Origin of the sequence: Streptomyces sp. NPDC002232 (assembly GCF_042890295.1) — a bacterium.
GTDB lineage: Bacteria > Actinomycetota > Actinomycetes > Streptomycetales > Streptomycetaceae > Streptomyces.
Genome location: NZ_JBIARV010000002.1, coordinates 827,803 through 841,450, shown reverse-complemented (window position 1 = coordinate 841,450; position 13,648 = coordinate 827,803). Strand labels below are relative to the sequence as shown.

The following is a 13,648-nucleotide window of genomic DNA, read 5'->3' as shown; positions in this document are numbered from 1 at the left end:
AATGTTCGATCGTCTCTTCGGGAAGCGTGCGGGCGGAGCCGCGCGCGGCGGGCCGCTCGCCGGTCTCGCCGTCCCCTCCTCGGCGGGCGTGCTCAGCTGCCGGGTGCTCGACCCCGTGCACGAACCCGTCCGGCAGGCCGAGTTCGTCGTCAGCGACACGGCGGGCCGCAAGGTCCTGGGCGGCGAGACCGACCCGTACGGCACGGTCCTCGCGACCGTGCCCGCCGGCGAGTACCGGATCGCCGTCACCTCCGAGGGCTACACGCCCTACCGGGGCAGCACCGTCGTCGCCGAGGGCGAGCACCGCGGTCTCGGCGACGTCCTGCTACAGGTCGCGCCGCAGCCGCAGCTCCCGGAGCCGGGCGACTGGGAGATCGACCCCACGCACTCGCAGATCGGCTTCACCGCGCGGCACATCGGCCTCGCGCGGATCCACGGACGGTTCAACGGCTTCGCGGGCGCCGTGCGGATCGCCGAGCGCATGGAGCGGTCGGCGATGCACGTCGTGATCGACGCGGCCTCCATCGACACCGGGGTGCAGATGCGCGACGACCACCTGCGGTCCGGCGACTTCCTCGACGTCGGCGCCTTCCCCACGCTGGAGTTCTTCAGCGAGCGCTTCGTCCACCGGGGCGGCAGCCGCTGGGCCGTCACCGGCGCGCTCACTCTCCACGGGGTGAGCCGCACCGTGACCCTGGACACCCAGTACCTCGGCCTCGGCAGCGGCCTGGAGGGCGAGACCCGGGCGGCCTGCCGGGCCACCACCGAGCTGCACCGGGAGGACTTCACCCTCACGTGGCAGACGCTGCTCGCGCGGGGGATCGCGGCCGTCGGGTCCAGCATCAGCATCGACCTCGACATGCAGATCGTTCCGAAGACGGGCGGGCCTGGGGGGCGTCGCCGGTCGTAGGCGCCCGTAGATGGGCTTCGGTGGTCGGTCGGGGGTGTACGGCGCGACACCCGGCGGGCGCTCGGGGGTGTGCCTACGGTGCTTCCAGCCAGCCCTCGTACTCGGCGGCCAGCTCGTCCAGCGCCGTCGGGTCCAGGCGGGCGTCCGGGTCCTCGACGACCACCAGCCACTGCGCGTCCTCGGCGTCGTCCTCGCCGGCCAGGGCGTCCCGCACCAGCTGCGGTTCCTCGGCCAGGCCGAAACGGTCGGGGAGCTCGGCGGCGACCTCCTCGGCGGCGTCGCGGTCGGGGAGTACCAGTACGTGTCGTTCGCTCACCCCGCCATTCTCGTCCCCCGTACGGGCGGCGGTGTCAGTGGCCCGTGGGATGCTGGATCGCGATGGCCACCAGAAAGACTTCCCCCGACGACCTCCTCGGCCCCGTGACGCTCGCCGTGGGGCAGGAGGACCTCCTCCTCGACCGCGCCGTACGGGACGTGGTGGCGGCCGCGCGGGCCGCCGACGCCGACACGGACGTGCGCGACCTCGCCCCCGAACAGCTCCAGCCCGGGGCGCTGGCCGAGCTCACCAGCCCCTCGCTCTTCGCCGAGCGCAAGGTGCTGATCGTGCGGAACGCGCAGGACCTCTCCGCCGACACGGTCAAGGACGTCAAGGCGTATCTCGACGACCCGATCGAGGACATCTCGCTCGTCCTGGTCCACGCCGGCGGCGCCAAGGGCAAGGGCCTGCTCGACGCGGCGCGCAAGGCGGGGGCCCGGGAGGTCGCCTGCCCGAAGACGACGAAGCCCGCGGAGCGGCTGACCTTCGTGCGGCAGGAGTTCCGGACGCTGGGACGGTCCGCCACGCCCGAGGCCTGCCAGGCGCTCGTGGACTCCATCGGCAGCGACCTGCGGGAGCTCGCGTCCGCGGTCTCGCAGCTCACGTCCGACGTGGACGGCACGATCGACGAGGCCGTCGTCGGGCGGTACTACACGGGCCGCGCCGAGGCCTCCTCCTTCAACGTCGCGGACCGTGCCGTCGAGGGACGGGCGGCCGAGGCCCTGGAGGCCCTGCGCTGGTCGCTCTCCACCGGAGTCGCGCCCGTGCTCATCACCAGCGCGCTGGCCCAGGGCGTACGGGCGATCGGCAAGCTCTCCTCGGCGCGGGGCGGGCGTCCCGCGGACCTGGCCCGGGAGCTCGGCATGCCGCCCTGGAAGATCGACCGGGTGCGGCAGCAGATGCGGGGCTGGACGCCGGACGGGGTGTCGCTCGCGCTGCGGGCGGTCGCGGAGGCGGACGCGGGGGTGAAGGGCGGGGGCGACGATCCGGAGTACGCCCTGGAGAAGGCGGTGGTGGCGGTGGCTCGGGCGGCGAGGATGCGGCGGGGGTAGTCGCGGGGGTGGTTCCCCCCACCCCGCCCCTTCCCGAAACCCTGCCGGGGGCTGGTGGGGGTGGGGGTCGGTTGTTCTGCCGGGGCTGTGCCCCTGGGCTCCCTGCGGGCGGGGAGGGATGCCTCGGGGTGATTCGGGGGTGGATTTCCCCCACCCCGCCCCTTCCCGAAACCCTGCCGGGGGCTGGTGGGGGTCGGGGTCGGAGTTCTTCCGGGGGCTTCGCCCCCGGGCCCCCGCACGTGCGCGGCGGCTTCGCGCCGCCTCCGTCCCGGGACCCGTGGGGCGGCCTTGCGCCGCCGCCCGCCCAGCGTGGTGGCCCTGCGACCCCCGGCCCCGGCCCCGGGCTCCCGCACGGGCGTGGCGGCTCCGCGCCGTCTACGCCCCCGGGACCCGTGCAGCGCGCGGGCTTCGCGTTCCCCGTCCCCGGCGCCAGTGGGACGGCTTCGCGCCCGCGCTCGTCGGCACCGGTGGGGTGGCTTCGCGTTCCCCATCCCCGTCACGTGGGGCGGCTTCGCGCCCCGCTCCCTGGCCCCCGTGGGTCGCTTCGGCATCCGTGGGGCGGCGGCTTCGCGCCCCCGTTTCCCGGCACCCGTGCGGCGGCCTCGCGTCGCCCCGCCGGACGCGCGAGATCGCGAGCCGCGGCACCGCATCCGTACCCGCCCCCGCGGACTCATGGCCCGCGCCTCCCGGGGCCCGTCGGCCCCGGGACGGCCGGGTACGACGAAGGCCCCGCCGGCTCCTGGGGAAGGAGGGGGCGGGGCCTTCGTCGTTGCTGGGTGGGCTCGCGCCCGCGTGGCGAACGCGTCCGTGCGCGAGTCCGGGTGGCCGGGCGGGAGCGGGAGAGAGGGCCCGCTGGGTCCCGTACGGCCGATCACATCAGAGCTCAGCCCTGGAGGGAGGCAACCTTGGTGGCCAGCGCCGACTTCTTGTTGGCGGCGGCGTTCTTGTGGATGACACCCTTCGAGACAGCCTTGTCGAGCTGACGCGAGGCGGCGCGAGTGGCAACGGTGGCCTTCTCGAGGTCGCCGGCGGCGACAGCCTCACGGGCCTTGCGGATCGCGGTCTTGAGCGAGGACTTGACGGCCTTGTTGCGCAGGCGCGCCTTCTCGTTCGTCTTGTTCCGCTTGATCTGGGACTTGATGTTCGCCACGAAAAGAGCCTTTACAGGTTCGGTGTTCTACTGGATGCGTCCCACAGCTGAGAGGGCATGCGAGACACAGCTGTCCACAGTATCAGCCACCCTCTGAGCCGCCCAAACCGGGCGCCGGGCGCCGGGCATGGGACCATGGTCTCTACGTGTCCGTTCTGAACATCGCCCGAGACGAGATCCCTGCGTGCCCGCGACTCCTACCAACGTGCCCGAGCCGAGCCGTACCGACCCGGCTCTGATCCGCAACTTCTGCATCATCGCGCACATCGACCACGGCAAGTCCACGCTCGCCGACCGGATGCTCCAGCTGACCGGTGTGGTCGACCAGCGGCAGATGCGCGCCCAGTACCTCGACCGCATGGACATCGAGCGGGAACGCGGCATCACGATCAAGTCCCAGGCGGTCCGCCTGCCGTGGGCGCCGACCGACGGGCAGGGTGAGGGCAGGACCCACATCCTGAACATGATCGACACCCCCGGGCACGTCGACTTCACCTACGAGGTCTCCCGGTCGCTCGCCGCCTGCGAGGGCACGATCCTGCTCGTCGACGCCGCGCAGGGCATCGAGGCGCAGACGCTCGCGAACCTGTACCTGGCGATGGAGAACGACCTCACGATCGTCCCGGTCCTCAACAAGATCGACCTGCCGGCCGCCCAGCCGGAGAAGTTCTCCGAGGAGCTGGCGAACCTCATCGGCTGCCAGCCGGAGGACGTCCTGAAGGTCTCCGCGAAGACCGGCATGGGCGTCGAGGCGCTGCTCGACCGGGTCGTCCGGGACGTGCCGGCCCCGGTCGGCGTCGCCGACGCCCCCGCCCGCGCGATGATCTTCGACTCCGTCTACGACTCCTACCGGGGCGTCGTGACCTACGTCCGTGTGGTCGACGGGCAGCTCAACAAGCGCGAGCGCATCCGGATGATGTCGACCGGAGCCACCCACGAGCTCCTGGAGATCGGCGTCTCGTCCCCCGAGATGACGGCTTCGGACGGTCTCGGCGTCGGCGAGGTCGGCTACCTGATCACCGGTGTGAAGGACGTCCGCCAGTCCAAGGTCGGTGACACGATCACCTCCCTGCACCAGGGCGCCACCGAGGCCCTCGGCGGCTACAAGGACCCGAAGCCGATGGTCTTCTCGGGCCTCTACCCGCTCGACGGCTCGGAGTACCCGGACCTCCGCGAGGCCCTGGACAAGCTCCAGCTCAACGACGCCGCGCTGGTCTACGAGCCGGAGACCTCCGCCGCGCTCGGCTTCGGCTTCCGCGTCGGCTTCCTGGGTCTGCTCCACCTCGACGTGATCCGCGAGCGGCTGGAGCGCGAGTTCGGGCTCGACCTCATCGCCACCGCGCCGAACGTGGTCTACCGGGTCGTGATGGAGGACGGCAGCGAGCACACCGTCACCAACCCGAGCGAGTTCCCCGAGGGCAAGATCGACGACGTGTTCGAGCCCGTCGTGCGCGCCACGATCCTCGCCCCGAGCGAGTTCATCGGCGCGATCATGGAGCTCTGCCAGACCCGTCGCGGCACCCTCATCGGCATGGACTACCTCTCCGAGGACCGGGTCGAGATCCGCTACACCCTGCCCCTCGCCGAGATCGTCTTCGACTTCTTCGACCAGCTGAAGTCCAAGACCCGCGGCTACGCCTCGCTCGACTACGAGCCCACCGGCGAGCAGGCCTCCAGCCTCGTCAAGGTCGACATCCTGCTGCACGGCGACAAGGTCGACGCCTTCTCGGCCGTCACCCACAAGGACGCCGCGTACGCCTACGGCGTCCGGCTGGTCGCCAAGCTCCGCGAGCTCATCCCGCGGCAGGCCTTCGAGGTGCCCATCCAGGCCGCCATCGGCTCCCGGGTCATCGCCCGCGAGACCATCCGCGCCATCCGGAAGGACGTCCTCGCCAAGTGCTACGGCGGTGACATCTCCCGTAAGCGGAAGCTGCTGGAGAAGCAGAAGGAAGGCAAGAAGCGCATGAAGATGGTCGGCTCGGTGGAGGTGCCCCAGGAGGCCTTCATCGCCGTCCTGTCGAGCGACGAGTCCTCGGGCAAGAAGAAGTAGCCGGGCGGACAAGACATAGCTGCCCTATGCAACGAACGGGTCCACGCGCCGTGTGCGCGTGGGCCCGTTCGTTATGAAGCGACGCGCGGCAAGGCCTTACGCGCCGGTCCTCGGGCCTTTAGTCTGATCCCGGCTCGAAGGTTACTCGCCAGTTAGTTACGAACCACCAGAAGGCACCGCCGCCGCCCGGAGGACGTCGTGAGCGACACACAGACCCAGATCGAGAACCGGCCGCCCTCCGTGGCGTCGCTCTTCCTTGAGCGCGTCGGGCGCACCCCTGATGCGGAGGCCTACCGCTACCCGGTACCGGCCGCCTCCGGCACCGGCCCGGACGACTGGAAGTCGCTCAGCTGGGGACAGGCCGCCGAGCGGGTCTACGCGATCGCCGCCGGCCTCGTCGACCTCGGCGTCCAGGCCGAGGAGCGCGTCGCCCTCGCCTCCTCCACCCGGGTCGAGTGGATCCTCTGCGACCTCGGTGTGATGTGCGCGGGTGCCGCGACCACCACGGTCTACCCGCAGACCAACGCCGAGGAGTCGGCGTTCATCCTCTCCGACTCCGAGTCGAAGGTCCTGATCGCCGAGGACGCCGCCCAGCTGGCCAAGGCCGTCGAGCGCCGCGCCGACCTGCCCCACCTCCGCCACGTCGTGGTCGTCGACCCCGCCGGCGCGGACGTCGACGGCGACTTCGTCCTCTCCCTGGCCGACCTGGAGGCGCGCGGCAAGGCCTACCTGGAGGAGCACCCCGAGGCGGTGAAGGAGCGGGTCGCGGCCATCACGCCCACCCAGCTCGCCACCCTCATCTACACCTCGGGCACCACCGGCCGCCCCAAGGGCGTCCGCCTCCCGCACGACAACTGGTCGTACATGGCCAAGGCCATCGCCTCCACCGGCCTCGTCACCCAGGACGACGTCCAGTACCTGTGGCTGCCGCTCGCCCACGTCTTCGGCAAGGTCCTCACCTCGGGCCAGATCGAGGTCGGCCACGTCACCGCCGTCGACGGCCGCGTCGACAAGATCATCGAGAACCTGCCGGTGGTCCAGCCGACCTACATGGCGGCCGTCCCCCGCATCTTCGAGAAGGTCTACAACGGGGTCGCCGCCAAGGCCCGGGCCGGCGGCGGCGCCAAGTACAAGATCTTCCAGTGGGCGGCCGGCGTGGCCCGCGAGTACGCCAAGGCCACCCAGGACAACTTCCGGCGCACCGGCACCGCCTCCGCGCCCTTCGGCCTCTCGGCGAAGCACAAGGTCGCCGACGCCCTCGTCTACGGCAAGATCCGCGAGGCCTTCGGCGGCAACCTGCGCGCCTGCATCTCCGGCTCCGCCGCCCTCGCCCCCGACATCGGCTACTTCTTCGCCGGCGCGGGCATCCACATCCTGGAGGGATACGGCCTCACCGAGTCCTCCGCCGCCTCCTTCGTCAACCCGGGCGAGGCCTACCGCACCGGCACCGTCGGCAAGCCGCTCCCCGGCACCGAGGTCCGCATCGCCGACGACGGCGAGATCCTGCTGCGCGGCCCCGGCATCATGGAGGGCTACCACGGCCTGCCGGAGAAGACCTCCGAGGTCCTGGAGTCCGACGGCTGGTTCCACACCGGCGACATCGGCGAGCTGTCCGCCGACGGCTACCTCCGGATCACCGACCGCAAGAAGGACCTGATCAAGACGTCCGGCGGCAAGTACATCGCGCCGGCCGAGGTCGAGGGCCAGTTCAAGGCCGTCTGCCCGTTCGTCTCGAACATCCTCGTCCACGGCGCCGACCGGAACTTCTGCACCGCGCTCATCGCCCTCGACGAGCCCGCCCTCCTCACCTGGGCCGAGGAGCACGAGCTCGGCGGCCGGTCGTACGCCGAGATCGTCGCCGACCCGCGCACCCAGAAGCTGATCCAGGGCTACGTCGACCGGCTCAACGAGGGCCTCCAGCGCTGGCAGACGATCAAGAAGTTCCGCCTGCTGCCGCGCGACCTCGACATCGAGCACGGCGAGCTCACCCCGTCCCTGAAGCTGAAGCGGCCGGTCGTCGAGCGCGAGTACCAGCACCTCATCGAGGAGATGTACGAGGGCTCGCGCGAGTCCTGAGCCGCCGAGGAGGACCGCCGGCCGCCGAGGAGGACCGTCACCCCCGGGCAGTACGGGACAATGGGACCCATGCCTTCCGTACTGCCCGATGGTGAGCCTGTTCCCGACGACGGGGCGCTGCCCCCGCGCGCCCTCGAAGGGGCCGGGGAGCGGCCGCTCGGGTTCTACCTGCACGTGCCGTACTGCGCGACGCGCTGCGGCTACTGCGACTTCAACACGTACACCGCGAGCGAGCTGCGCGGTACGGGCGGTGTCCTCGCCTCCCGCGACAACTACGCCGACCAGGTCACCGAGGAGATCCGGCTCGCCCGCAAGGTCCTCGGGGACGACCCGCGGCCCGTGCGGACCGTCTTCGTCGGCGGCGGCACGCCGACGCTGCTCGCCGCCGGAGACCTCGTACGGATGCTGGGGGCGATCCGCGACGAGTTCGGGCTCGCCGACGACGCCGAGGTGACGACGGAGGCGAATCCGGAGTCCGTCGACCCCGCCTACCTCGCCGAGCTGCGCGAAGGCGGCTTCAACCGGATCTCCTTCGGCATGCAGAGCGCCCGGCAGCACGTCCTGAAGGTCCTCGACCGCACACACACGCCGGGACGGCCCGAGGCGTGCGTCGCCGAGGCGCGCGCGGCCGGGTTCGAGCACGTCAACCTCGACCTCATCTACGGCACGCCCGGGGAGACCGACGACGACTGGCGGGCCTCCCTCGACGCGGCGATCGGCGCGGGCCCCGACCACGTCAGCGCGTACGCCCTCATCGTCGAGGAGGGCACCCAGCTCGCCCGGCGCATCCGGCGGGGCGAGGTGCCCATGACCGACGACGACGTCCACGCCGACCGGTACCTGATCGCCGACGCGGCCTTCGAGGAGGCGGGCTTCACCTGGTACGAGGTGTCCAACTGGGCCACCTCCGAGGCCGGGCGCTGCCTCCACAACGAGCTGTACTGGCGCGGCGCGGACTGGTGGGGCGCCGGGCCCGGGGCGCACTCGCACGTCGGGGGCGTCCGGTGGTGGAACGTGAAGCATCCCGGCGCGTACGCCGCGGCGCTCGCCGAGGGGCGCTCGCCCGGGGCCGGGCGGGAGGTCCTCGCGGACGAGGACCGGCGGGTCGAGCGGATCCTGCTCGAACTCAGGCTGCGCGAGGGCGTCGAGCTGTCGCTCCTGCGGCCGGCGGGCCTCGCGGCCTCGCGCAAGGCCCTGGAGGACGGGCTGCTCGACCCCCGGTCGTACGGGGAGGGGCGGGCGGTCCTGACGCTGCGGGGGCGGCTGCTGGCCGACGCGGTGGTCCGAGACCTGGTGGACTGAACCGGGCGCGGTCGGGGGCCGGCGCGTCACTGGTCGCCGGGGGCGCGCGCCTAGCCGGGACGACGCCCTACCGGCCCCGTTGCGGGCCGGGCCCCCGCCGGGCCCCGTTGTGGGCATGCGCTCCCGCCGGGCCCCGTTGTGGGCCCGCGCTCCCGCCGCCCCCCGTTGTGGGCAGGCGTTCCGCAAGGGGCGGAACGGGTGGGCACAACGGAACGGCGCCCTTGCCGGCGCCAGAGGCTCCTGTGCCTGAACCCGCACCGACAAGTGCCCGTCACCAGGGGTGCGGGGCCGGGCCCAGATCGCGGAGGCGCCGCTCAGCGCGCCGTCCCGTGTGCCCACCCGTCCCGCCCCAGCGGGACGATTGCCCACACGGGCGTGGGCGACGGCCCACGACGGGCGCGGGTGAAGGCGCGTGCAGGCGCACACGGGGCGTGGGCGATGGGCACCGGTTCCGCCGAGGCGTGGGTCCACGCGCGCGCCGCCCCGCCGACGCGCGCGTCTCAGGGGTGCCGCCCCCACCGAGGCGCGGGACCGCGCAGGTGGCGGGACCAGGTGCCGTGAGGGTGCGGGACCGAGCACGTGGTGGGACCAGGCGCTGTGAGGGCGAGGGACCGCTCACGGGACGGGACCAAGTGCCGTCAGGGCGCGGGACCGCGCGCGTGGCGGGACCGGGTGTCGTAGGGGCGCCGGCGGCGGCCCTACGCGGGCGCGGGCTCCGCCTTAGCCGGAGCCCCACCCCGGCGCGGGCGACGCTAAGGCGCTGTCACGAAGTCGATCAGTTCTTCCACGCGGCCCAGGAGCTCCGGCTCCAGGTCCTTGTACGACGTCACGCGCTTCAGGATCGCCTGCCAGACCGCTCCCGTGTTGTCCGACGGCCAGCCGAGCGCCCGGCAGACGCCCGTCTTCCAGTCCTGGCCCCGGGGGACCGCCGGCCAGGCCGGGATGCCCAGGGAGGACGGCTTCACCGCCTCCCAGACGTCGATGTACGGATGGCCGACCACCAGGACGTCCGGGGACGTCACCCGCGCGGCGATCCGTGACTCCTTCGAGCCCGGCACCAGATGGTCCACCAGGACGCCGAGCCGGGCGTCCGGCCCCGGACCGAACTCCGCGACGATCGCCGGCAGGTCGTCGACGCCCTCCAGGTACTCCACGACCACGCCCTCGATGCGCAGGTCGTCGCCCCACACCCGCTCGACGAGCTCCGCGTCGTGGCGGCCCTCGACGTAGATCCGGCCCGCCCGCGCCACGCGCGCGCGGGCGCCGGGCACGGCCACCGAGCCGGAGGCCGTACGGCTGGGGCGCGCGGGCGCCGACACGGGCCGCACCAGCGTCACGACCCTGCCCTCCAGGAGGAAGCCGCGCGGCTCCAGCGGGAAGACCCGGTGCTTGCCGAAGCGGTCCTCCAGGGTCACCGTGCCCGCCTCGCAGCGGATCACCGCCCCGCAGAAACCCGTCCCGACCTCCTCCACCACGAGATCGGGGTCGGCCGGGACCTCGGGAACGGGGGCCGACTTCTTCCAGGGCGGGGTCAGATCCGGGTTGTAGCTGCGCACGGGCTCGATCCTGTCCAGGACGCGGGGCGGGGACTCTGCTGGGGTCCGGGGGGCCGTCCCCCGGGCGGCGCGGCCGAGGCGGAGTCAGATCCGTTCCGCGGCCGCGCATTTCGGCGACGCTACGACACCTCGAAGCGGCGTGCCAGTTCATCGCGCTGGGCCCGCACGAACGTGGCGTCCACCACCGCGCCGTGCCCCGGTACGTACGCCGCCTCCTCGCCGCCCAGGGCCAGCAGCCGGTCCAGCGCGTCCGGCCAGCGGGACGGGATCGCGTCCGGGCCCGCCTGCGGCTCGCCCGACTCCTCCACCAGGTCGCCGCAGAAGACCACCTCGCGCGCGCCCGGGACGCAGAGCGCCAGGTCGTGGCCCGAGTGGCCGGGGCCCACGTTCGCCAGGAGGACCTGGCGGTCGCCCAGGTCGAGCGTCCACTCGCCCGAGACGACGTGCCGCGGCGCCACGAGGACGTCCGCCGAGGCCTCCGCCGCCTCCGCGTCCAGGCCCTGCGCCACGGCGTCCGCGCGCAGCTCCTCCCGGGCCCGGGCCCCGCCCAGGAGGTCGTCCGAGCCGACCGCGCCGAAGACCTCCGCGCCCGCGAAGACCGCCGCGCCGAGGACGTGGTCGAAGTGGGGGTGACTGAGTGCGATGTGCGTCACCTTCCGGCCGCCCGTGAGCGCCGAGATCTGCGACCGCAGCTCGGCGCCCTCGGCGAGCGAGGCCCCCGTGTCGTACAGCAGCACCGCCCGTGAGCCCAGGACCAGCCCGACCGTGGCGTCCCAGACCGGCAGCCGGCGCCGGCCCACCCCGTCCGCGAGCCGCTCCCATCCGTGCGCTTCCCAATCGATGTCCATGGGGCGACGCTAACGGGTGCGGGCGCCGCCTCCTTGCCAGGAGCGATGCCCGCCGCCGTACACTGGCCGGGGGATCGCTGGCACTCGGACAGGGCGAGTGCCAAAAGCGGAGCAACCGGAACGACGACGACAGCTGGAGGTGCGCCACGATGCTCAGCGAACGCAGGCTGGAGGTCCTGCGCGCCATCGTCCAGGACTACGTCGGGACGGAGGAGCCCGTCGGCTCCAAGGCGCTCACCGAGCGCCACAAGCTCGGCGTCTCGCCCGCCACCGTCCGCAACGACATGGCGGTGCTGGAGGAGGAGGGGTACATCGCCCAGCCCCACACGAGCGCCGGGCGCATCCCCACCGACAAGGGCTACCGGCTCTTCGTCGACCGGCTGGCCGGCGTCAAGCCGCTGTCGACGCCCGAGCGGCGGGCCATCCACAACTTCCTCGACGGGGCCGTCGACCTCGACGACGTCGTCGGGCGCACGGTGCGGCTGCTCGCGCAGCTGACCCGTCAGGTCGCCGTCGTCCAGTACCCCTCGCTGACCCGTTCGACCGTCCGGCACGTGGAGCTGCTCGCGCTGGCCCCCGCCCGTCTGATGCTCGTCCTGATCACCGACACCGGCCGGGTCGAGCAGCGCGTCGTCGACTGCGCCGCGCCCTTCGGCGAGACCTCGCTCGCCGACCTCCGGGCCCGGCTCAACAGCCGGGTCGTCGGCCGCCGGTTCGCCGACGTGCCGCAGCTGGTGCAGGACCTCCCCGAGTCCTTCGAGGAGGCCGAGGACCGCGCCACGGTCTCGACCGTGCTCGCGACCCTCCTCGAAACGCTCGTCGAGGAGCACGAGGAGCGGCTGATGATCGGCGGCACCGCCAATCTCACCCGCTTCGGACACGACTTTCCCCTGATGATCAGGCCCGTCCTGGAAGCTCTGGAGGAGCAGGTCGTGCTCCTCAAGCTGCTCGGCGAGGCGAAGGAATCGGGCATGACCGTACGGATCGGGCATGAGAACGCCCACGAGGGGCTGAGCTCCACGTCCGTCGTCTCGGTCGGCTACGGTTCGGGCGGCGAGGCAGTCGCCAAACTCGGCGTGGTCGGACCGACCCGCATGGACTACCCCGGAACGATGGGAGCGGTACGCGCAGTGGCACGTTACGTCGGACAGATCCTGGCGGAGTCGTAAGTGGCCACGGACTACTACGCCGTGCTCGGCGTGCGCCGCGACGCTTCCCAGGACGAGATCAAGAAGGCGTTCCGGAGGCTCGCGCGCGAGCTGCACCCGGACGTCAATCCCGATCCGAAGACGCAGGAGCGCTTCAAGGAGATCAACGCCGCCTACGAGGTCCTCTCGGACCCGCAGAAGAAGCAGGTCTACGACCTCGGCGGCGACCCGCTCTCGGCCTCCGGCGGGGGCGGCGCGGGCGGCTTCGGAGCCGGTGGCTTCGGCAACTTCTCCGACATCATGGACGCCTTCTTCGGCACGGCCTCGCAGCGCGGACCGCGCTCGCGCACCCGCCGCGGCCAGGACGCCATGATCCGTCTGGAGATCGACCTCAACGAGGCGGCCTTCGGCACGACCAAGGACATCCAGGTCGACACGGCGGTCGTCTGCACCACCTGTTCGGGCGAGGGCGCCGCACCCGGCACCTCCGCCCAGACCTGTGACATGTGCCGCGGCCGCGGTGAGGTCTCCCAGGTCACCCGGTCCTTCCTGGGCCAGGTCATGACCTCCCGGCCCTGCCCGCAGTGCCAGGGCTTCGGCACCGTCGTCCCGACCCCGTGCCCCGAGTGCGCGGGCGACGGCCGGGTCCGGTCCCGCCGCACCCTCACGGTCAAGATCCCGGCCGGCGTCGACAACGGCACCCGGATCCAGCTCGCGGGCGAGGGCGAGGTCGGCCCCGGTGGCGGCCCCGCCGGCGACCTGTACGTCGAGATCCACGAGACGCCGCACGAGACCTTCCAGCGGCGCGGGGACGACCTGCACTGCACGGTCACCATCCCGATGACGGCGGGCGCGCTCGGCACGAAGGTGCCGCTCCAGACCCTCGACGGCGTCGAGGAGATCGACATCCGTCCGGGGACCCAGTCCGGCCAGTCGATCCCGCTGCACGGGCGCGGCGTCACGCACCTGCGGGGCAACGGCCGGGGCGACCTGATCGTGCACGTCGAGGTGACGACCCCGGGCAAGCTGGACGCGGAGCAGGAGCGCCTCCTGCGCGAGCTGGCCAAGCTGCGCGGCGAGGAGCGGCCGACCGGCCAGTTCCAGCCGGGGCAGCAGGGGCTGTTCTCGCGGTTGAAGGACGCGTTCAACGGGCGCTAGGCGTTCGGCCGGGGGTCCGGGGGTCGTCCCCGGGTCAGCACCGTCAGCCGGGGCAGCAGGGGTTGTTCTCGCGGTTGAAGGA

The 13,648-nt window shown here is 72.6% G+C and carries 11 protein-coding genes; 7 read left to right on the top strand and 4 right to left on the bottom strand.

Features of this window, described 5'->3' with window-relative positions:
• Position 1 precedes the first annotated feature (1 nt).
• Positions 2-910: a YceI family protein gene (locus tag ACFYXU_RS10610; protein ID WP_389407222.1), complete on the top strand. Its 909-nt coding sequence runs from the start codon at positions 2-4 to the stop codon at positions 908-910.
• Between the two features lie 73 nt (positions 911-983).
• Here ACFYXU_RS10610 and ACFYXU_RS10605 read toward each other — a convergent pair whose 3' ends face one another.
• Complete coding sequence (locus ACFYXU_RS10605) at positions 984-1,226, bottom strand: hypothetical protein (RefSeq protein ID WP_389457321.1); 243 nt, start codon at positions 1,224-1,226, stop codon at positions 984-986.
• Positions 1,227-1,288: 62 nt separating this feature from the next.
• On the opposite strand from ACFYXU_RS10605, the gene holA reads away from it, so the two are divergent.
• A complete protein-coding gene (gene holA, locus ACFYXU_RS10600; protein WP_329855198.1) occupies positions 1,289-2,278 on the top strand; it encodes a DNA polymerase III subunit delta in 990 nt (329 codons plus the stop codon).
• An 883-nt stretch (positions 2,279-3,161) separates the two neighbouring features.
• On the opposite strand, the gene rpsT is transcribed toward holA, so the two are convergent.
• Entirely contained in the window at positions 3,162-3,428 is a 267-nt protein-coding gene (rpsT, locus tag ACFYXU_RS10595) for a 30S ribosomal protein S20 (RefSeq protein WP_188270270.1), read from the bottom strand.
• A gap of 184 nt (positions 3,429-3,612) precedes the next feature.
• Between rpsT and lepA the strand changes: the two genes are divergently transcribed.
• The 3 genes from lepA to hemW all read left to right on the top strand — a co-directional run bounded on the left by lepA (position 3,613) and on the right by hemW (position 8,856).
• Positions 3,613-5,478 (top strand): translation elongation factor 4, encoded by a 1,866-nt coding sequence (gene lepA, locus ACFYXU_RS10590; RefSeq protein ID WP_329855199.1) that lies wholly within the window; start codon positions 3,613-3,615, stop codon positions 5,476-5,478.
• 198 nt (positions 5,479-5,676) lie between these two features.
• On the top strand, positions 5,677-7,554 hold the full coding sequence (locus tag ACFYXU_RS10585; protein ID WP_389407224.1) for an AMP-dependent synthetase/ligase: 1,878 nt from the start codon (positions 5,677-5,679) through the stop codon (positions 7,552-7,554).
• 60 nt (positions 7,555-7,614) lie between these two features.
• Positions 7,615-8,856 (top strand): radical SAM family heme chaperone HemW, encoded by a 1,242-nt coding sequence (gene hemW, locus ACFYXU_RS10580; protein WP_376510477.1) that lies wholly within the window; start codon positions 7,615-7,617, stop codon positions 8,854-8,856.
• Between the two features lie 752 nt (positions 8,857-9,608).
• Here hemW and ACFYXU_RS10575 read toward each other — a convergent pair.
• Complete coding sequence (locus tag ACFYXU_RS10575; RefSeq protein ID WP_361404492.1) at positions 9,609-10,412, bottom strand: DUF3097 domain-containing protein; 804 nt, start codon at positions 10,410-10,412, stop codon at positions 9,609-9,611.
• 119 nt (positions 10,413-10,531) lie between these two features.
• Positions 10,532-11,260 (bottom strand): MBL fold metallo-hydrolase, encoded by a 729-nt coding sequence (locus ACFYXU_RS10570; protein WP_329855203.1) that lies wholly within the window; start codon positions 11,258-11,260, stop codon positions 10,532-10,534.
• A 149-nt stretch (positions 11,261-11,409) separates the two neighbouring features.
• On the opposite strand from ACFYXU_RS10570, the gene hrcA reads away from it, so the two are divergent.
• Complete coding sequence (hrcA, locus tag ACFYXU_RS10565; protein WP_329855204.1) at positions 11,410-12,429, top strand: heat-inducible transcriptional repressor HrcA; 1,020 nt, start codon at positions 11,410-11,412, stop codon at positions 12,427-12,429.
• A complete protein-coding gene (gene dnaJ, locus ACFYXU_RS10560; RefSeq protein WP_329855205.1) occupies positions 12,430-13,566 on the top strand; it encodes a molecular chaperone DnaJ in 1,137 nt (378 codons plus the stop codon).
• Positions 13,567-13,648: the final 82 nt, after the last annotated feature.

Coding starts and splice junctions, on each gene's coding strand:
- ACFYXU_RS10610 (WP_389407222.1), top strand. CDS start 2: ATGTTCGATCGTCTCTTCGGGAAGCGTGCGGGCGGAGCCGCGCGCGGC.
- holA (WP_329855198.1), top strand. CDS start 1,289: ATGGCCACCAGAAAGACTTCCCCCGACGACCTCCTCGGCCCCGTGACG.
- hemW (WP_376510477.1), top strand. CDS start 7,615: ATGGGACCCATGCCTTCCGTACTGCCCGATGGTGAGCCTGTTCCCGAC.
- ACFYXU_RS10570 (WP_329855203.1), bottom strand. CDS start 11,260: ATGGACATCGATTGGGAAGCGCACGGATGGGAGCGGCTCGCGGACGGG.
- hrcA (WP_329855204.1), top strand. CDS start 11,410: ATGCTCAGCGAACGCAGGCTGGAGGTCCTGCGCGCCATCGTCCAGGAC.